Source organism: Alteriqipengyuania abyssalis (assembly GCF_019857185.1).
GTDB classification, from domain to species: Bacteria; Pseudomonadota; Alphaproteobacteria; order Sphingomonadales; family Sphingomonadaceae; genus Alteriqipengyuania; species Alteriqipengyuania abyssalis.
Genome location: NZ_JAHWXP010000001.1, coordinates 571,747 through 588,911, shown reverse-complemented (window position 1 = coordinate 588,911; position 17,165 = coordinate 571,747). Strand labels below are relative to the sequence as shown.

The window sequence follows — 17,165 nt, the reverse complement described above, 5'->3', positions numbered from 1 at the left end:
ACCCGGACCAAGGAGAGCGCATGACCCCGCCCGAAGCGATCATCGAACCCGACCTGGCGATCATCGACCCGCACCACCACTTGTGGGATCTGCGCGCGTTGCTCGGCGCGTTCCCCGAACCGCTTCATCCGTTTCTCGAAACGGTTGGCCTCTCCGCGCACTACACATTCGACCAGTTCATGGCCGACACCGCCAGCGGCCACCGGATCATCGGCACGGTGTTCATGGAATGCGGCGCGTTCTACGATGTGTCGCGCAGCGAGGCGATGAAGGTCGTGGGCGAGGTCGAGTTCGTCCGAGGAGTCGCCGCACAGGGCGCTAGCGGGCTATACGGGGACACCCGGCCATGCGCCGGGATCGTCGGCCATGCGGACTTGCGCCTTGGTGCGGAGGCGGGCGACGTACTCGATGCGCTGGCTCAGGCTGGCGGCCCCCGCTTCAAGGGCATCCGTCACGCAGGCGCATGGGATGCCGACCCCAGCGTGCTCGGCCCTGCATTCCACCATCCCGAAGGGCTCTACCGCGATGCCGCCTTCCGCGAAGGCTTTGCCGAACTGGGCAAGCGCGGGATGACCTTCGATGCCTGGGTGCTCGAGCCCCAGCTGGGCGACGTGATCGATCTGGCAAAGGCCTTCCCCGACCAGACCATCGTGCTCGATCATTGCGGCACACCGCTGGGCAGCGCGTGCTACGCGGGCAAGCTGGACGAGAACTTCGAGCGCTGGCGTAGCTCGATCCGCGAGCTTGCCAAGTGCCAGAACGTGGTCGTGAAGCTTGGCGGTCTCGCAATGCAGTTCTGCGGGATGCCCGCCGAGGGGCCGACCGACAGCGTGTCATCCGAAGAACTGGCGCAGATGTGGCGGCCCTATGTCGATACCTGCATCGAGGCGTTCGGCCCGGGTCGCGCGATGTTCGAAAGCAACTACCCGGTGGACAAGTGGGCGGGCAGCTACGCCACCGTGTGGAACGCGTTGAAACGGCTCGCTTCAGGTGCCTCGGATGAGGAGAAGCGCGCGCTGTTCGCGGGCAACGCGGCGCGGGTCTATGACATCGAGCATCTGCTCGAGTTGACGTAACGGCAATCTCGACACCGCCGGAATCGGCGCATAGACCCACACGCAAACACCCAGTCCGGAGAGACCTTCAATGCCCCTTCCCGCCCCGTTCGATCGCCTTCGCCTGCCCATCATCGGTTCGCCGATGTTCATCGTATCCGGGCCGGAACTGGTCATCGCCCAGTGCAAGGCGGGGGTCGTCGGCAGCTTCCCGGCGCTGAACGCGCGGCCTTCGGGCGTGCTCGATGAATGGCTCCACCAGATCACCGAAGAGCTGGCCGCGCACAACCGCGACAATCCGGATCGCCCCGCCGCTCCCTTCGCGGTCAACCAGATCGTCCACCGCTCCAATGCCCGCCTCGAAGAGGATATGCAGGTGTGCGAGAAGTGGCAGGTGCCGCTGGTCATCACCTCGCTCGGCGCGCGTGAAGAGGTGTTCCAGGCAGTGGACAACTGGGGCGGGATCACGCTGCACGATGTCATCAACAACCGCTTTGCCCACAAGGCGATCGAAAAGGGTGCGACCGGGCTGATCCCGGTCGCAGCCGGTGCGGGCGGCCATGCGGGCACGCAGTCGCCCTTCGCCTTGATGCACGAGATTCGCGAGTGGTTCGACGGGCTGATCGCGCTGTCGGGCTCGATCGCGACGGGCCGCTCGGTCCTCGCCGCGCAGGCGATGGGGGCCGATTTCGGCTACATCGGCAGCGCGTTCATCGCGACCGAAGAAGCCAACGCCGATCAGGGCTACAAGCAGGGGATCGTGGACAGCAGCGCTGAAGGCATCGTCTACACGAACCTGTTCACCGGCGTGCACGGCAACTACCTGCGCAGCTCGATCGAGGCGGCCGGGCTCGACCCGGACGACCTGCCCGAAAGCGATCCGTCGAAGATGAACTTCGGCAGCGGTGGCAACTCCAAGGCCAAGGCGTGGAAGGATATCTGGGGCTCGGGCCAGGGTATCGGCGCGGTCAAGTCCGTCGGGAGTGTGGCCGACATGGTCGACCGGCTGGAGCGTGAGTACAAGGAAGCCAAGGCCGCGCTCGACGAGGCTTCCGCCCCCTACTAGCGGCTCAGCCGGGCCACACGCGGATCGTGCGTCCGTCTGCCGCGGCCTCGATCCGCAGCGGGTGCCCATCGGGCGTGGACAGATGCCCGGTTTCGGACTGCGGCCCGGCATAGACCAGGTGGCGAAACAGCAGCCGGGCGAGCGTATCGACTTGCTGGGTTCCGCCGACGAGCTGGGGTTCGATGCGGAACTCCTGCCCGGTGAAGAAGGCGAGCCCACTGCTCTGCACCGCCCCGTCGAGCGTGGGGTGGAAGCTGGCGAGCAGCGTCACGGGCAGCTCACCGCGCGCAGTCCATGCCTGCAGGTTGCGGGCCAGCAGCGCGGGGCCGAGCGCGAGGCCTGCCGGCGTCCACACGATGCCAGCTGCGCCCAGCGCATCGGCCAGCGCGGCGGCAAGCGCGAACCACTCGCGCAGGATCGCAAGATTGCCCCGCCCCGCCTCGATATGCGGACCGAGCCGCAGCGACACGGCGGCGATGCTGGCGGGCGCGAAGTCCTCCGGTAGCTCGCGCGCGGACAGCGGGTGCGGCACGGGCAGCGGCACGCCGGGAGCGAGACCGGCAAGGTCGAAGCCAAGCCCGGCGCGCTGCAACGCGATGGCCCCGCCGGCGGTGCCGCCAAGCTCAGGCCCGGCAAGGTCGAGCCATGGCGCGTCCCGGGCGATCTGCGCGATCGCGTCGGCAGTCGGCCGCGCCTCACGCGGGACCAGGATCAGCAGATCGTCGGCCGGGTCGGGTCGCGCCGGATCGTCAGAGTGAGCGGACATGCAGATCCCCTAGCCCGGCGTCTCACCGCCGGAAACGCCCGGGTACATCCCTTGCGGATAACAGCGCGTTACGTCGAGTGCCGCGGCGCAGGATTGCTCCGGAGTCGAACAGGTTGAGAAAGGTCAGAACACGCCCATCCGCAACCCTTCGGCCATCGCCTCGCCCAGCGCCTCGCATTCTGCCAGGCGATCGTCGGGCACGGTCTTCTGCGCCAGAATCTCCTCGGGCGTCTGCGCCTGCATGTTCACGATGATGCGATCCGCCACCCGCTTCAGCCGCCAGCCCTGCGCAATCCGGTCGATCTGCGCCTGCGCGCCCTCCCCGTCGGACCCGGCGGAGATGATCGTCGCGAAGGCGCGGCCTTCGATTCGGCCAAGCACCGGGTAATAGCAGCGATCAAACATCTCCTTCATCACCCCGCTCATCGTCGCGAGGTTCTCCGGGCAGACGAACATGTACCCGCCCGCCGCCAGCAGGTCTTCGGGCATCACCTCGTGCGCGGCGAGCAAGCGCGCCGCATTGCCTGCCCCGTTGGCGGCGGCACGCGCCATCGCCTCGCTCGCGCCGGTACGGCTGTGCCATGTGATCAGAAGAGTGGGATCGGCCATCGTGTCTACCCTCCGCCCGCCCTGTCGAAAGTCAACGGGGCCGCGCTTTGTTCTACCCGCAAGGCGCGCTAGGAAGCCCCATGGCCACCACTGCTCCAAATTCCAACGCCACCCTCGTCTGCGGTGTCGAGCGCTCGCTCGGCGGGCGCAGCTGGCGCTGGCGCGGAGGACCGAACCAGTATGACGGCCCGGCCGCCGGCCTTGGCGACGACATCCTGACCCAGCTGCTGCTCGCACGCGGCGTCGCGCGCGACGATCTGGAACGCCAGCGCGAGCCGAAGCTTGCCGCCTTCCTCCCCGACCCCTCGATCTTTCAGGACATGGAGGTGGCGGCAGAGCGTCTCGCGCAGGCAATCCTGACGCGCGAGAAAGTAACCATCTACGGCGATTACGACGTCGATGGCGCAACTTCGGCTGCGCTGCTGATCCGCCTGTTCGGCATGCTTGGGCACGAAGCGGACTACTACATCCCCGACCGGCTGCTGGAAGGCTACGGCCCCAGCGGAGAGGCGCTGGTCAAGCTGGGCGAACAGGGATCGAGCCTGGTGGTCACGGTCGATTGCGGCGCGATGGCGCACGAGGCGCTGGCCGCCGCGCGCAATGCGGGCGTGGAGGTGATCGTGATCGACCACCACAAATGCTCGCCCGAGCGCCCGCCTGCCCTCGCCCTCGTCAATCCCAATCGGCTCGACGAGGCGGATGAGGCGGCGGCCCACGGCCACCTTGCCGCGGTCGGCGTTGCCTTCCTGGTCGCGATCGCGCTGGTGAGGAAGCTGCGGACGCACGGCTATTTCAAGGACCGCAAGGAGCCGGATCTGCGCGGTCTGCTCGATCTGGTGGCGCTGGGCACGGTTGCCGATGTCGCCGCGCTCCACGGCCTCAACCGCGCGTTCGTGTCGCAGGGTCTCAAGGTGATGGCCAAGCGCGCCAATATTGGAATGAGCGCGCTGATCGATGCAAGTCGCCTTACCAGGGCACCCATCTCGTCCGATCTTGGCTTCGCGCTCGGCCCGCGAATCAATGCTGGCGGGCGCGTGGGCGAATCGACGCTCGGCGTACGCCTGCTGACGACCGAAGACCCGGAAGAAGCCGCCCAGATCGCCGCCCAGCTATCGCAGCTGAACGAGGAACGGCGCGCGATCGAGGCGGAAGTGCAGGAAGCGGGTGAGGCGCAGCTGGCCGGGCAAGGCAACCGGGCGGTGCGAATCGTCCATGGCGATGGCTGGCACCCGGGCGTGATCGGGATCGTCGCAGGGCGAATCAAGGAAAAGACCGGGCGCCCCTCACTGGTAATCGCGCGCGACAGTCAGACCGGGGTCGGCAAGGGATCGGGGCGCTCGATTCCCGGCGTCGATCTTGGCGCGGCGATCATGGCCGCGCGCGAGGAAGGCCTGCTGGAGGCAGGCGGCGGACACGCGATGGCCGCCGGGCTGACCGTGCATGAGGACAAGATCGAGGCGTTTGCAGACTGGCTCGAATCGCGGCTCGAACGACAGGTCGCTGCCGCGAGCGCGGAGGCATCGCTCGGGTTCGACCTCTCGCTCGGCCCGCGTGGGCTGACGGTCGAACTGGTCGAGACGCTGGAGCGCGGCGGTCCCTACGGCATGGGCTGGCCCGGCCCGCGAATCGCAATCGGCCCTGTGCATCTGGTGAAGGTCGACCGGGTCGGCAGCGATCATGTGCGGCTGGTTGCGGGATCGCGCGATGGCGGCTCGATCAAGGCGATCGCTTTTCGCGCAGCAGACAGCGACTGGGGCCAGGCTTTGCTTGCCGCGCATCCGGGCACGCGGATGTGGCTCGCCGGTCGCGCAAAGGTCGATACCTGGGCCAATACGCCGCGTGCGGAATTGCACCTCGAGGACGCAGCTTTCATCGAACCGTAAAATACCTGCACAATTGCGAATGACGGGGCTTGACCGCTTCAAACGACGCCCCTAGATGCGCGGCTCGCTTCGGCGGTCCCCGGCTTTTTCGCCGCTCCGCCAGAAGCAGTTCCGGATGTGGCCCCTTCGTCTAGCGGTTAGGACGCGGCCCTTTCACGGCTGAAACACGGGTTCGATTCCCGTAGGGGTCACCATCCGGATGCTGGCATGATCGCCGGCGATTTTGCTCCCGATGACAGACAGACTTCAACTCCCCTTCTGGGGCCAGGCGAGGCTGCGTGCTGGGCATCTGCGGCCGTGCTCTTGCATGGCGCGAACCGAATTTTCCCCAAGCCAACTCCGCGTCCGTGCCCGCGCTCTGGCGCAGGCCGACAAATCACCCTAGGCAGGCCGCCATGCACAAGCCGCTCACATTCCCCTGGGCCGGTGTAATCATCGCCACCTGCAGCGTCTTCCTGCTGATGCTGGCCGGGATCGGCGTTGGCTATGCACTGGCGGTCTGGCTTGTCTGGACGCTGACCCTGTGGATCACCCAGCCCGACGAACAGCGAGCAGAGCCCGATCCGCGACCGGAGGGGATTTCGCGCGCCCGGCTCGCGGAGATGATCGAGAACGCCTATTCCCCGCTGCTGCTGGTCGACCGCAAGCGCGTGGTGATTGCCAATGGCTCCGCCCGCAAGCTGCTCGGCCATCATGTCGTCGGGCAGGATATCCGGGTCGCGCTGCGTCACCCGCGCGCGATCGCGCTGCTCGATTCCGAAGATCACGGCGAAGCGATCGTCACCGGGCTGGTCCGCCGCAAGGACGTGTGGCGGGTCAGCCGTTATGCAATCGACGACCGCTCGAGCGTGGTCGAGCTGGTATCCAAGACTGCCGAATCCGATATCAGTCGCGCGCATACCGATTTCGTCGCCAATGCCAGCCACGAACTGCGCACCCCGCTGTCCTCGATCATCGGCTATGTCGAAACCCTGAGCGAAAACCCGGAGGACATCGACCAAGCGACCGCGCGCAAGTTCCTCGACACCATCCACCGCGAGGCGCAGCGGCTGCAGAATCTCGTCAGCGACCTCATGTCTCTCTCGCGGGTGGAAGCGGAAAAGCACGATCGCCCAGAGCAGCCCGTGCCGCTCAACGCGCTGGTCGAACGTGCCGCACGCGAGGGTGCCGGGCCCAACCGAATCGAGCGACTGGCTTTCGAGGCGAGCGAGGAGTTCGAAGTTCTTGGCGATCCGCAGCAGCTGGAGCAGTTGGTCCGCAATCTGGTAGACAACGCGCTCAAATACGGGCGCGAGGGCACTCCGGTCACCGTCCGGTTGAGCGAATCGGCGCTGGGCGAAGCCAAGCTTGAGGTGGAAGATCGCGGCGACGGAATCGAAGCGGAGCACCTGCCGCATCTGACGCGGCGCTTCTATCGCACCGATCCAGGCCGCAGCCGCCAGTCCGGCGGCACTGGACTGGGCCTCGCAATCGTCAAGCATATCGTCGAGCGCCATCACGGGCGGCTCGACATCGATAGCGAAGTGGGTCGCGGCACCATCGTCACCGTGCGCCTGCCGCGGCTGGGCAAGAGCCGTCCGGCACCCGATGCGGTGCTGGAACGGTTTGCCCGAACGGCACAGCCGGACTCAATTTCAGACGAACCGGACAGACTGTCATAACCCTGCCACATAGTTTCAACAACGCGAGCCGGGGCCCGCTAGACACGCGGCATTTCACTCGCTTCTGATTCTCAAACAAGGGGATGATCGCGCTGGCGGCGGCATCTCCGAACACCACTCAAGGGGCCGCCAACCGCATGTCACCCGTCTTTCTCTTCCTGCTTGCGATCGGCCTCGGGCTGGCCGGCTGGCTCGCGGGGCGCGCGAAGGCCCGTGCCTTCAGCCGCGACAAGGATGCGCCGCGGATCGTATCGCGACCCGGCTATCACGCGTGGTACGTGGCGATCTGGGTAGCGGTGCCGCTCGCCCTGTTCGCCGTGTTCTGGAGCATCCTCTCGCCCATTCTGGTCGACCAGTGGGTGCCCGCAACGCCTGCGGGCCAGAGCCTGCCCACCTTCGGTTTCCAGCGTCAGTCGATGCTCGCCGAAGCGCGCGCGGTCGCCTACGGTCAAGCGGCGGGCGTGTTCAATCCCGACGCTGCCGCCCTGGTCGAACCGTTTCGCGAGGCTTCGCGCTTCTACACGCTGGTCGGCTTCGGCTTCGCACTGGCGCTGGCGGTCATTTTGGGACTGTGGGCGTTCACCCGGGTGCGGCCCGCCTTCACCGCCCGGGTGAAGGTGGAACGCGCCGTGATGGGCGTGCTGCTGCTTGCCTCGCTGGTCGCGATCCTGACCACCTTCGGCATCCTCGCCAGCCTGGTGTTCGAGACGATCCGTTTCTTCGGCATGGTCTCCCCCGTCGATTTCCTGTTCGGGCTGAGCTGGAACCCGGATCCCATGTCCAATCCGGCGGCACCGCAGGGCGACCGCTATGGGGCGATCCCCCTGTTCTGGGGCACGATCTTCATCGGCGCGATTATCGCCATGATCGTGGCCATCCCGCTGGGCATGATGAGCGCGATCTACCTGACCCAATATGCCAGCTCTCGCTGGCGCAAGATCATCAAGCCCGCTCTCGAAATTCTCGCGGGCGTGCCGACCGTCGTCTACGGCTATTTCGCCGCGCTCACGGTCGCCCCGGCGATCCGCGATGCTGCGCAGGCGGTGGGTATTCAAAACGCGTCCTCCGAAAGCGCGCTCGCCGCAGGGCTGGTGATGGGGGTGATGATCATCCCCTTCGTATCCTCGATGGCAGATGACAGTATCGCGGCCGTACCCGGATCGATGCGCGATGGCAGCTTGGCCATGGGCGCGACCAAATCCGAAACGATCAAGAAGGTCCTCATCCCCGCCGCGCTGCCGGGCATTGTCGGCGGCGTCATGCTGGCCGTCAGCCGCGCGATCGGTGAAACCATGATCGTGGTGATGGCCGCTTCCACCGCCGCCAATCTTACCGCCAATCCGCTGGAAGCGATGACCACCGTGACGGTGCAGATCGTCGCCCTGCTGACCGGCGAAGGCAGTTTCGACCATCCGGCAACGCTCAGCGCCTTTGCGCTCGGCTTCGTGCTGTTCATGGTCACCCTGCTGCTCAACTTCATCGCCCTGCGCGTCGTGAAGCGCTTCCGGGAGGCGTACGAATAATGACCAGTCCCGCAGATACCGAAGCGCGCCGGCCGACCCGCAGCGCGGCGTTCGAAAAGCGCCTGAAGCAGCGCTACGCGCAGGAACGGCGGTTCAAGCTGTTCGGCCTGTTTGCGATCATCGTGTCGATCGCGATCCTGTTCGTGCTGCTCGGCAACATGACCATCAACGGTGTCGGCGGCTTCCAGCGTGCCGAGCTGCAGGTGCAGATCGACTTTGCTAAATCGGGCCTCGCCGGAGACGCCGCCTCACTCAGCCAGCCCGGTGCGGTGCAGACGCTCGAAATGCAGGGCCTGCCCGAGATCGTCTCCTTTGCCGCCGAACAGCGCATGGGCGCAGCGGGTGCCGAACAGCTCAGCCAGGACGCCTGGCGCGAGGTTGCCGAGGATCTGCGCGCCGACCCTGCCATGCTGCGCGGGCAGGAGACCTTCTGGCTGCCGGCGAGCGGCGATCTGGCAAGCGGAATGGACGGCGAAGGCTCGCCCGAAATGCAGGCGCTGGCCGCCCAGCTTGAACGCGAGGGCTATCTGGAAAAGCGTTTCGACTGGGGCTTCCTGACCCGCTCCGACGCGACCGACCCGCAACAGGTCGGCGTGTGGGGCGCGCTCAAGGGATCGATCCTGACCATGATCGTGACCCTCGCGCTCGCTTTCCCGATCGGCGTGCTCTCTGCGCTCTATCTGGAAGAATACGCGCCCAAGAACCGCTGGACCGACATTATCGAGGTGTCGATCAACAACCTCGCGGCGGTCCCGTCGATCATCTTCGGGCTGCTCGGTCTTGCGGTGTTCCTGTGGATCTTCCCCAATATGCGATCCGCCCCGCTGGTCGGGGGGATGACGCTGGCGCTGATGACGATGCCGGTGATCGTCATTTCGGGACGCAACGCGATCAAGGCGGTGCCGCCCTCGATCCGCGACGGTGCGCTGGCGGTCGGCGCAAGCCCTGTGCAGGTGGTGTTCCATCACGTGCTGCCGCTCGCCCTGCCCGGCATTCTCACCGGCACCATCATCGGCATGGCGCGTGCGCTGGGCGAGACCGCCCCGCTGCTGCTGATCGGGATGCGCGCCTTCGTCGCCACCCCGCCCGATGGCTTCACCTCGCCCGCCACGGTGCTGCCGGTGCAAATCTTCCTGTGGTCGGATGAAATCGACCGCGGCTTCATCGAAAGGACCAGCGCGGCGATTATCGTGCTACTGCTGTTCCTGCTGGTGATGAATGCCCTCGCCATCTATCTGCGCAACAAGTTCGAGAAAACCTGGTGACCGTAATCCACGACATGGACGACAAGGCCGAGCCCAAGATGCGCGCAAGCGACGTCTCGGTCTTCTATGGTGACAAGAAGGCGATCGACGATGTGTCGATCGACATCCCGACGAAGTTCGTCACCGCCTTTATCGGGCCGTCGGGTTGCGGAAAGTCGACCTTCCTGCGCACACTTAACCGCATGAACGACACGATCCCTTCGGCCCGCGTCGAGGGTCAGATCGAGCTCGACGGCGAAGACATCTATTCCAGCGGCATGGATGTTGTTCAGCTGCGTGCCCGGGTCGGGATGGTGTTCCAGAAGCCCAACCCCTTCCCCAAGTCGATTTACGAAAACATCGCCTACGGCCCCAAGATTCACGGTCTGGCGGAAAGCAAGGGCGAGCTGGACGAGATCGTCGAACGCTCGCTGCAGCGCGCCGGTCTGTGGAACGAGGTCAAGGATCGCCTGGGCGAGTCGGGTACCGCGCTCTCCGGTGGCCAGCAGCAGCGCCTATGCATCGCGCGGGCGATCGCGGTCGACCCCGAAGTCATCCTGATGGACGAACCGGCTTCTGCGCTGGACCCGATCGCGACCGCCAAGATCGAGGAGCTGATCGACGATCTGGCCGGCCGCTACGCGATCGTCATCGTGACCCACTCGATGCAGCAGGCGGCGCGCGTTTCGCAGCGGACCGCCTTTTTCCACCTCGGCAAGATGGTAGAATATGGTCCGACGGACCAGATCTTTACCAATCCGCTCGAAGAACGAACCAAAGACTATATCACCGGACGCTACGGATGATCTCGGAACACACAGTCAAAGCCTTCGATGAGGACATCACCCGGCTGCGCGGGCTCATCACGGAGATGGGCGGCCTGGCTGAAACCGCTCTGGAAGGCGCGCTCGACGCGCTGATCCGCGGGGACGAGGTCTTGGCCGAGAGGATCGTCGCGGACGACCGCAAGCTGGATGCGCTGGAAAGCGAGGTCGACCGGCTCGCGGTGAAGATCATCGCCCTGCGCGCTCCGATGGCGGACGATTTGCGCGAAGTGATCGCCGCCCTGAAGATCGCCGGCGTGGTCGAACGGATCGGCGATTATGCCAAGAACATCGCCAAGCGCGTCGGGCGGATCGAAGGGCGCACGCGGTTCGAACCGCTCACCCTGCTGCCCGCGATGGCCGACGTCGCGGCGGAGATGGTGCACGATGTGCTGACCGCCTATGCCGCGCGCGATGCCGCGCTGGCCCGCGAAGTGATCGCGCAGGACAAGAAGGTGGACGCCTTCTACAATTCCATTTTCCGCAATCTTGTCAGCCACATGGTTGAAAATCCTGCGACCATTTCGAGCGCGGCGCAGCTGCTGTTCGTGGCCCGCAATATAGAGCGTATCGGCGACCACGCGACCAACGTGGCCGAGATGGTCTATTTCGCCGCGACCGGCGATTATCCGCTCGACGAAGAAGAGAATTGACCCACGGCTGGTCCGCCGTAACAGGCAAATCAGCCGCATATTAGCGAGACACCCAGTGCCTTCTGCCAAGCTGATCCTTGTCGAAGACGACCCGGCCCTGGCCGAGCTGCTCGAATTCCGGTTCGCCAACGAGGGCTATCAGGTCCGCGTAACCGCCGATGGCGACGAAGCCCTGCTGATGGCGAGCGAGGACGTGCCCGACCTGATCATCCTCGACTGGATGATCGAGGGGACCAGCGGGATCGAGGTCTGTCGCCGCCTGCGCCGCGACAAAGGGACCGCACACGTCCCGATCATCATGCTGACCGCGCGCGAGGCGGAGGATGACCGGGTCCGAGGGCTGGAAACCGGCGCGGACGACTACCTGACCAAGCCGTTCAGCCCCCGCGAACTGCTCGCCCGGGTTGCTGCGGTGATGCGTCGCATCCGCCCTGCCCTCGCAGGTGAAACGATCGAGGTCGGAGATATCAAGCTCGATCCCGTTGCGCACAAGGTCGAGCGGCGCGGGCGCAACCTGCAATTGGGGCCGACCGAGTATCGCCTGCTCAAGTTCTTCATGGAGAGCCCGGGTCGTGTGTTCAGCCGAGGGCAGCTCCTCGACGGCGTATGGGGCACGGGCAGCGATATCGAGTTGCGCACGGTCGATGTGCATATCCGGCGGCTCCGCAAGGCGCTGGAGCTCGAAGGCGCGAGCGACCCGATCCGCACGGTCCGCTCCGCCGGATACGCGCTTGAGGCGGTTTGACCGACGGTTAAGCTGGCAGCTATCTTGCCGAGCCCAAGAGAACGCGTCGAATTGCTTCGACGGTGATCGTGGCTGCACGTAATGCAGAGCCGAACGATACGCTCTGCGCGGGGGTGACAGATGAAGAAGCTTCTTCTTGGCATGTTGATTTTGGCGAGTATCGGCTTGTCCTCTCCGGCCGCGAGCCAGGCCTCCCTCCCGATGGAAGCCGCTAACGGTACGGAAATCCGTTTCACGCCGGATTTTAGCGATGGGAACCACGAATTCGTGGCCCCGGAGATCAAGGTCAAGATGGTGACCCATAAGGTCACCGGCCGTTTGACCGTCCGTCGATATGCGGAGGAACCTACGGCCTATTTTCTGGTCGTGGAAGCGACATACCGGGCTTCTTCCTGGGCCGATTTCAACGAGATGGACTACGGCTACATCCCGCGCCAGCGACTGACAACGCTGGACCGATCCAGTACGAATTGCAGCGGGGCGATGTGCGACCGGAACGAATTGGTGGGCGTCAAGCTCACCCGCGATCAGGTGTACGGGGGCGCCAGGGATAAGAAATGGTTCAGTTTTTACTCGCGCGACGGCAGGCAGATCGTAATCGAAATCCCACTCGCACATTTGATCGCGCTGGACGAGATCGCACAAGAGATTGAGAAGCGTTAGATATCCACCCGATAGGTAATGAGTGCTAGCACGACGGCGGGATCGGGTAGCGATTCAGCGACACACCCCGCCTAACCCACGCGCCGCCTGATCGAGGTGAAAGTGGTCGCGGTGCGCCTCGTTGTAATCGGGTGAGAGGACGGTGCCGAAGGCTCGGCACGCACCATCGCGGACCTCGCGCAGAAAGCGGGCCTTGTCGCCCTCCCCCTGCCAGTCATTGACCACCTCGATCCGCGTCCCATCCGCCAGCACGAAGCCCGCGATGTCGATCGCGTTGGCGGTGGCATGTTCGCTCCACGGGCCTTCTTCGCGCCCGTACATCCGCCGACAGCTGAAGCTGCCGAAATGCTCGATCCGCGCAACCTCTTGGCCGAAGACGTCTCGTGCGGCGGGCTGCACGGCGTCATGCCGCCAGATTTCCAGCGCGGCGGCGGTCGCGCAGGTCGTGTCGGGCCGGTCACCCGCGTAGGGAAAGTCATCGAGCCGTGTGCGGTTGGCGCGAAGGCATGGCGCCTCGCCCAGCGACTCCAGCGCGGTAAAGGCAACTTCGCTGCGCTCCAGCACCGCGCGACATTGCGCCGGGTCGTCCCGCAGCGCCGCGATCTTCGAGCGGGTGGCCCAACCCGGCTCGTCGCGCAGGTCGAGCGGGGCCCACGGATTGCTTCCCGGGTTCTCCGCAAGCCATACCCGCCCGCCGACGAACAGCGCCAGCAGGATCAGGATCGCGAGCACGCGCCGGTCGGTGCCGAGGCTGGCGAGCGGCCTCAGCACGCGAATGACGCCACGCAGCCATCGGGAATGTCGCTTGCCCTCGCTCATCATCAATGAAAGTCGCGTGACTTGGGAATGATCCGGACATTGCGTGGATGACCCCCGGTGTTCGGCAGCTCGTCGATCAGATCGCGGGGGCGGGTCGCTTGGCCGCCAGCGGGATCCTCCGCCCCGTCGCGCAGGTCATCGCGCGGATTGATCTTACCTGACGGCAGCGGTGAATTGACATGGTCCGCGCGCGCCAGCTCATAGCGCAGCGCATCGTCGGACAGGCGTGCAAGCATGTGTGTCGCATCGGTCATGTGGTGGGCGATGACGTGGATCACCTCGTCATCGTACTCCACCCGCCCGCGCACCTCCATCAGCCGCGCGCCCATCACCACCTTGCGCTGCTTTTCCTTGAGATCGGGCCACACGACCAGGTTCACCACCCCCGTCTCGTCCTCCAGCGTGATGAAGCACACGCCCTTGGCACTGCCCGGCCGCTGCCGGATCAGCACGACGCCCGCGACCTGCACCATGCTGCGGAACTTGCGCTCGCGCAGGTCGCACGCGCGCACGAAGCCACGCGCGGCCAGGTCTGCGCGCAGAAACGTCATCGGATGCGCCTTCAGGCTGAGCCGGGTGGTCTGGTAATCCGCGACCACTTCTTCGGAGAGCGGCATGACGGGCAGCGCGGTGCGGGCTTTCTCCGCCCCCTCCTCACGCTCTGCCGCTGCACGGAACAGCGGCAGGTCTGGCGCGGCGATCAGGCTGCGCGCGTCCCACAGAGCCTGCCGGCGCGGCAGGTCGAGCGACTGGAAGGCATCGGCGCTGGCGAGCCGCTCGACATGCGAGGGAGCAAGTCCCGCACGGTCGCGCAGCTCGGCGACATCGCGGTAAGAGCCGCGCTCCACCCGCTCCGCGACCAGCTTGGCCGCGACATGCTCAGGGAAACCGTCGATCTGGCGCAGGCCGAGGCGCAGGGCCATGGGCCTCATGTCCTCGCCCGAGGGGGGAGAAATTTCCTCCAGCGTACAATCCCAGTCCGACCCATTCACATCCGCCGGCAGCACCGCGACCCCATGTTCGGCCGCGTCTCGCACGATCTGTGCGGGCGCGTAAAAGCCCATCGGCTGCGAATTGAGCAGCGCGCAGGCGAAGGCCGCCGGATAGTGGCACTTGAGCCAGCTGGAGACGTAGACGAGGTGCGCGAAGCTAGCCGCATGGCTCTCCGGGAAGCCATATTCCCCGAAACCCTTGATCTGGTCGAAGCAGCGCTGGGAGAAATCGGGGTCGTAGCCACGCTCTATCATGCGTCCGACCATCATTTCCTCATGCGCATGCACCATTCCCCGGCTGCGGAAGGTGGCCATCGCCCGGCGCAGGCGGTTGGCCTCTGCCGGAGAGAACCTGGCCGCATCGATGGCGATCTTCATCGCCTGCTCCTGAAAGATCGGCACCCCGAAAGTGCGCCCAAGGATCGAGGACAGCTCGTCTGGCGGACCATGCTCGGGCGCGGGCGCAGGAAGCTGGAAATCGGTCTTTCCCGCGCGCGCCAATCGCCGCTGCTTGAGATAGGGGTGGACCATATCGCCCTGGATCGGGCCGGGGCGCACGATCGCGACCTGCACCACCAGATCGTAGAATTGGCGCGGTTGCAGGCGCGGCAGCATGTTCATCTGTGCCCTGCTCTCGACCTGGAATACGCCGAGCGAATCGCCCTTGCACAGCATGTCGTACACCGCCGGATCCTCCTGCGGGATGGTGGCGAGGGTCAGCGGACGGTCGTAATGGTCCTCCAGCAGATCGAGGCCTTTGCGGATGCAGGTCAGCATCCCGAGCGCGAGTACATCGACCTTGAAGATGCCAAGATCGTCGATGTCGTCCTTGTCCCATTCGATGAAACTGCGGTCAGGCATCGCGCCATTGCCGATCGGCACGGTCTCGGTCAGCAATCCGTCGGTGAGGATGAACCCGCCGACATGCTGGGAAAGATGTCGCGGCATTCCAATCATTTGGCTGGTGAGTGTGAGAACGCGCCTCAAATGCGGATCGGTGATATCCATGCCCGTTTCGGCCACGTGATCCTCGCCGATCTCGCGCCCCCAGCCACCCCATACGGTGCGTGCGAGCGAGGCGGTGACGTCTTCCGACAGGCCCATGGCCTTGCCCACCTCGCGGATCGCCATGCGCGGGCGATAGTGAATGACGGTGGCGCACAGTCCGGCGCGATCCCGCCCATACTCCCTGTAAATATGCTGGATGACTTCCTCTCGCCGCTCATGCTCGAAATCGACATCGATGTCGGGCGGCTCACTGCGCTCTTCGGAGAGAAACCGGTCGAACAGCAACTGGTGCTCGGCAGGATCGACGCTGGTGATACCGAGGCAGAAGCACACGGCGGAATTGGCGGCGCTGCCGCGCCCCTGGCACAGGATCGGGGGCGTCTGGCTGCGCGCGAAATCGACGATTTCCTTGATGGTGAGGAAATAGGGGGCGAGATCGAGCTTGCCGATCAGCCCCAGCTCATACTCAAGCGTGGTTTTAACTTTGGAAGGTATCACATTGGAATAGCGCCATTTTGCACCCTCCCACGTCTGCTGTTCCAAATGTTGCTGCGGGGTCATGCCGTCGGGATAGGCGCGCCTCGGATACTCGTATTGCAGCTCGTCTAGACTGAAGGTGCAGGCATCCGCGATATCGCGTGACGCCATGATGGCATGGGGCCAGCGTGCGAACAGGCGGATCATCTCGTCCGGCGATTTCAGGTGCCGCTCGGCATTGGCGTGGAGCAGGTGGCCGGCGGCCTCCACAGTCGTCTTGTGGCGGATTGCCGTCATGACGTCATTGAGCGGCCGCCGCTCGGGCACGTGGTAATGCACGTCGTTGGTGGCGAGCAGCGACAGGCCGTGCTCGCGCGCCATGGCGTCGAGCCGGTCGATCCACGCGATATCGTCGCCGCGATAGAGATACGCCGCCGCAATATGGCGTAGGGTGGGCAGTTGCGCGGTGAGGTGTGGGATGAGCCTGGGGAAAGCGGCGGGGATCATCATGACGTTCTCGTCACCCCGGCCCCCGAGCCGGGGTCCCGCTTCTTCTGCACCGGTGTGGGAAGAAAAGCGGGATCCCGGATCAAGTCCGGGATGACGGAACGGGATAACGTTGCTCGGCACCGCAATCGTGAATCGCGCATCGAGATCGTCAGGTGGCAGCAGAATTAGCTGAACATCCTCAGCATGGTCGGCGAGCATCGCAAGGGTAATCTCGCACACGCCCTTCTCCTGCCATCTGCCATCGGGCGTACTCATCCGCCCGGCGCTGATGAGGCGGCACAGGCGCCCGTAAGCTGCGCGATCCTTCGGGTAGGCGAGAAAGGCGAGGCCTTCGACCGTCTCGATCCGTGTGCCGACAACAGGCCTGAGCTTGAGCGTCTTCGCCTCGGTATGCACGCGCACCACGCCCGCCATGGTGTTGGCATCGGCGATCCCCAGCGCGTCGTAGCCCAGCATTCGCGCGGTGGTCACGAGGTCGACCGCGTCCGAACTGCCGCGCAGGAAGCTGAAGCACGAGACGAGGCCTAGCTCGACGAAAGGCGCGCGCGGTGGCGGATCGACGCCATCGGGGTCGATCTCTATCCGGCGCTTGTCGGGGGTGAGTGGTGCTTCGGGCATCTAAATCCTCCCCGTGTCCTGCATGGGGAGGCGGACCGCGTACAACGCG

Annotated in this window: 14 protein-coding genes and 1 tRNA gene; 11 read left to right on the top strand and 4 right to left on the bottom strand. The window is 65.3% G+C overall.

Annotated features, from left to right (window positions below; genetic code table 11):
- The first annotated feature begins 20 nt into the window (after positions 1 to 20).
- Together KYN89_RS02860 and KYN89_RS02855 are read left to right on the top strand one after the other, a co-directional pair.
- Positions 21 to 1,076 carry an amidohydrolase family protein gene (locus KYN89_RS02860; protein ID WP_222823708.1) on the top strand — a complete coding sequence of 352 codons (1,056 nt, stop codon included), beginning with the start codon at positions 21 to 23 and terminating at the stop codon, positions 1,074 to 1,076.
- A 70-nt stretch (positions 1,077 to 1,146) separates the two neighbouring features.
- A complete protein-coding gene (locus KYN89_RS02855) occupies positions 1,147 to 2,121 on the top strand; it encodes an NAD(P)H-dependent flavin oxidoreductase (RefSeq protein WP_010237838.1) in 975 nt (324 codons plus the stop codon).
- A 4-nt stretch (positions 2,122 to 2,125) separates the two neighbouring features.
- Here the strand turns inward: KYN89_RS02855 and KYN89_RS02850 are convergent, their stop codons facing one another.
- Together KYN89_RS02850 and KYN89_RS02845 are read right to left on the bottom strand one after the other, a co-directional pair.
- Positions 2,126 to 2,887 (bottom strand): hypothetical protein, encoded by a 762-nt coding sequence (locus KYN89_RS02850; protein WP_222823707.1) that lies wholly within the window; start codon positions 2,885 to 2,887, stop codon positions 2,126 to 2,128.
- A gap of 123 nt (positions 2,888 to 3,010) precedes the next feature.
- Positions 3,011 to 3,496 (bottom strand): flavodoxin family protein, encoded by a 486-nt coding sequence (locus tag KYN89_RS02845; RefSeq protein ID WP_222823706.1) that lies wholly within the window; start codon positions 3,494 to 3,496, stop codon positions 3,011 to 3,013.
- An 80-nt stretch (positions 3,497 to 3,576) separates the two neighbouring features.
- Between KYN89_RS02845 and recJ the strand changes: the two genes are divergently transcribed.
- From recJ to KYN89_RS02800, 9 genes are all read left to right on the top strand, one after another.
- Positions 3,577 to 5,379 carry a single-stranded-DNA-specific exonuclease RecJ gene (gene recJ, locus KYN89_RS02840; RefSeq protein ID WP_222823705.1) on the top strand — a complete coding sequence of 601 codons (1,803 nt, stop codon included), beginning with the start codon at positions 3,577 to 3,579 and terminating at the stop codon, positions 5,377 to 5,379.
- Between the two features lie 119 nt (positions 5,380 to 5,498).
- Positions 5,499 to 5,573 (top strand) — tRNA-Glu (locus tag KYN89_RS02835).
- 201 nt (positions 5,574 to 5,774) lie between these two features.
- Positions 5,775 to 7,040, top strand: a complete 1,266-nt coding sequence (locus KYN89_RS02830; protein ID WP_222823704.1) for an ATP-binding protein — start codon at positions 5,775 to 5,777, stop codon at positions 7,038 to 7,040.
- Positions 7,041 to 7,177: 137 nt separating this feature from the next.
- Positions 7,178 to 8,563, top strand: coding sequence for a phosphate ABC transporter permease subunit PstC (gene pstC / locus KYN89_RS02825; RefSeq protein ID WP_222823703.1), 1,386 nt, complete (start codon positions 7,178 to 7,180; stop codon positions 8,561 to 8,563).
- On the top strand, positions 8,563 to 9,828 hold the full coding sequence (gene pstA, locus KYN89_RS02820; protein ID WP_222823702.1) for a phosphate ABC transporter permease PstA: 1,266 nt from the start codon (positions 8,563 to 8,565) through the stop codon (positions 9,826 to 9,828). The genes pstC and pstA overlap by 1 nt, the downstream gene beginning before the upstream one ends.
- 14 nt (positions 9,829 to 9,842) lie before the next feature.
- Positions 9,843 to 10,613: a phosphate ABC transporter ATP-binding protein PstB gene (pstB, locus tag KYN89_RS02815; RefSeq protein ID WP_010237825.1), complete on the top strand. Its 771-nt coding sequence runs from the start codon at positions 9,843 to 9,845 to the stop codon at positions 10,611 to 10,613.
- A complete protein-coding gene (gene phoU / locus KYN89_RS02810) occupies positions 10,610 to 11,284 on the top strand; it encodes a phosphate signaling complex protein PhoU (RefSeq protein WP_222823701.1) in 675 nt (224 codons plus the stop codon). Before pstB ends, phoU begins: the two co-directional genes overlap by 4 nt.
- Positions 11,285 to 11,339: 55 nt before the next feature.
- Positions 11,340 to 12,029, top strand: coding sequence for a phosphate regulon transcriptional regulator PhoB (phoB, locus tag KYN89_RS02805; RefSeq protein WP_222823700.1), 690 nt, complete (start codon positions 11,340 to 11,342; stop codon positions 12,027 to 12,029).
- Between the two features lie 120 nt (positions 12,030 to 12,149).
- Entirely contained in the window at positions 12,150 to 12,692 is a 543-nt protein-coding gene (locus tag KYN89_RS02800) for a hypothetical protein (RefSeq protein ID WP_222823699.1), read from the top strand.
- Positions 12,693 to 12,746: 54 nt separating this feature from the next.
- On the opposite strand, the gene KYN89_RS02795 is transcribed toward KYN89_RS02800, so the two are convergent.
- Complete coding sequence (locus KYN89_RS02795) at positions 12,747 to 13,511, bottom strand: extensin-like domain-containing protein (RefSeq protein WP_222824093.1); 765 nt, start codon at positions 13,509 to 13,511, stop codon at positions 12,747 to 12,749.
- Positions 13,512 to 13,513: 2 nt separating this feature from the next.
- The gene (locus tag KYN89_RS02790; protein WP_222823698.1) at positions 13,514 to 17,116 is read right to left on the bottom strand and encodes an error-prone DNA polymerase; all 3,603 of its coding nucleotides are present in this window, start codon (positions 17,114 to 17,116) and stop codon (positions 13,514 to 13,516) included.
- Between the last annotated feature and the right edge of the window lie 49 nt (positions 17,117 to 17,165).

Bases quoted from the DNA above. Each gene is read 5' to 3' on its own strand.
- pstB (WP_010237825.1), top strand. From the start codon at position 9,843: ATGGACGACAAGGCCGAGCCCAAGATGCGCGCAAGCGACGTCTCGGTC.
- KYN89_RS02790 (WP_222823698.1), bottom strand. From the start codon at position 17,116: ATGCCCGAAGCACCACTCACCCCCGACAAGCGCCGGATAGAGATCGAC.
- KYN89_RS02860 (WP_222823708.1), top strand. From the start codon at position 21: ATGACCCCGCCCGAAGCGATCATCGAACCCGACCTGGCGATCATCGAC.
- KYN89_RS02830 (WP_222823704.1), top strand. From the start codon at position 5,775: ATGCACAAGCCGCTCACATTCCCCTGGGCCGGTGTAATCATCGCCACC.
- KYN89_RS02855 (WP_010237838.1), top strand. From the start codon at position 1,147: ATGCCCCTTCCCGCCCCGTTCGATCGCCTTCGCCTGCCCATCATCGGT.
- pstA (WP_222823702.1), top strand. From the start codon at position 8,563: ATGACCAGTCCCGCAGATACCGAAGCGCGCCGGCCGACCCGCAGCGCG.
- phoU (WP_222823701.1), top strand. From the start codon at position 10,610: ATGATCTCGGAACACACAGTCAAAGCCTTCGATGAGGACATCACCCGG.
- KYN89_RS02795 (WP_222824093.1), bottom strand. From the start codon at position 13,511: ATGAGCGAGGGCAAGCGACATTCCCGATGGCTGCGTGGCGTCATTCGC.
- recJ (WP_222823705.1), top strand. From the start codon at position 3,577: ATGGCCACCACTGCTCCAAATTCCAACGCCACCCTCGTCTGCGGTGTC.
- KYN89_RS02800 (WP_222823699.1), top strand. From the start codon at position 12,150: ATGAAGAAGCTTCTTCTTGGCATGTTGATTTTGGCGAGTATCGGCTTG.
- KYN89_RS02845 (WP_222823706.1), bottom strand. From the start codon at position 3,496: ATGGCCGATCCCACTCTTCTGATCACATGGCACAGCCGTACCGGCGCG.
- pstC (WP_222823703.1), top strand. From the start codon at position 7,178: ATGTCACCCGTCTTTCTCTTCCTGCTTGCGATCGGCCTCGGGCTGGCC.
- KYN89_RS02850 (WP_222823707.1), bottom strand. From the start codon at position 2,887: ATGTCCGCTCACTCTGACGATCCGGCGCGACCCGACCCGGCCGACGAT.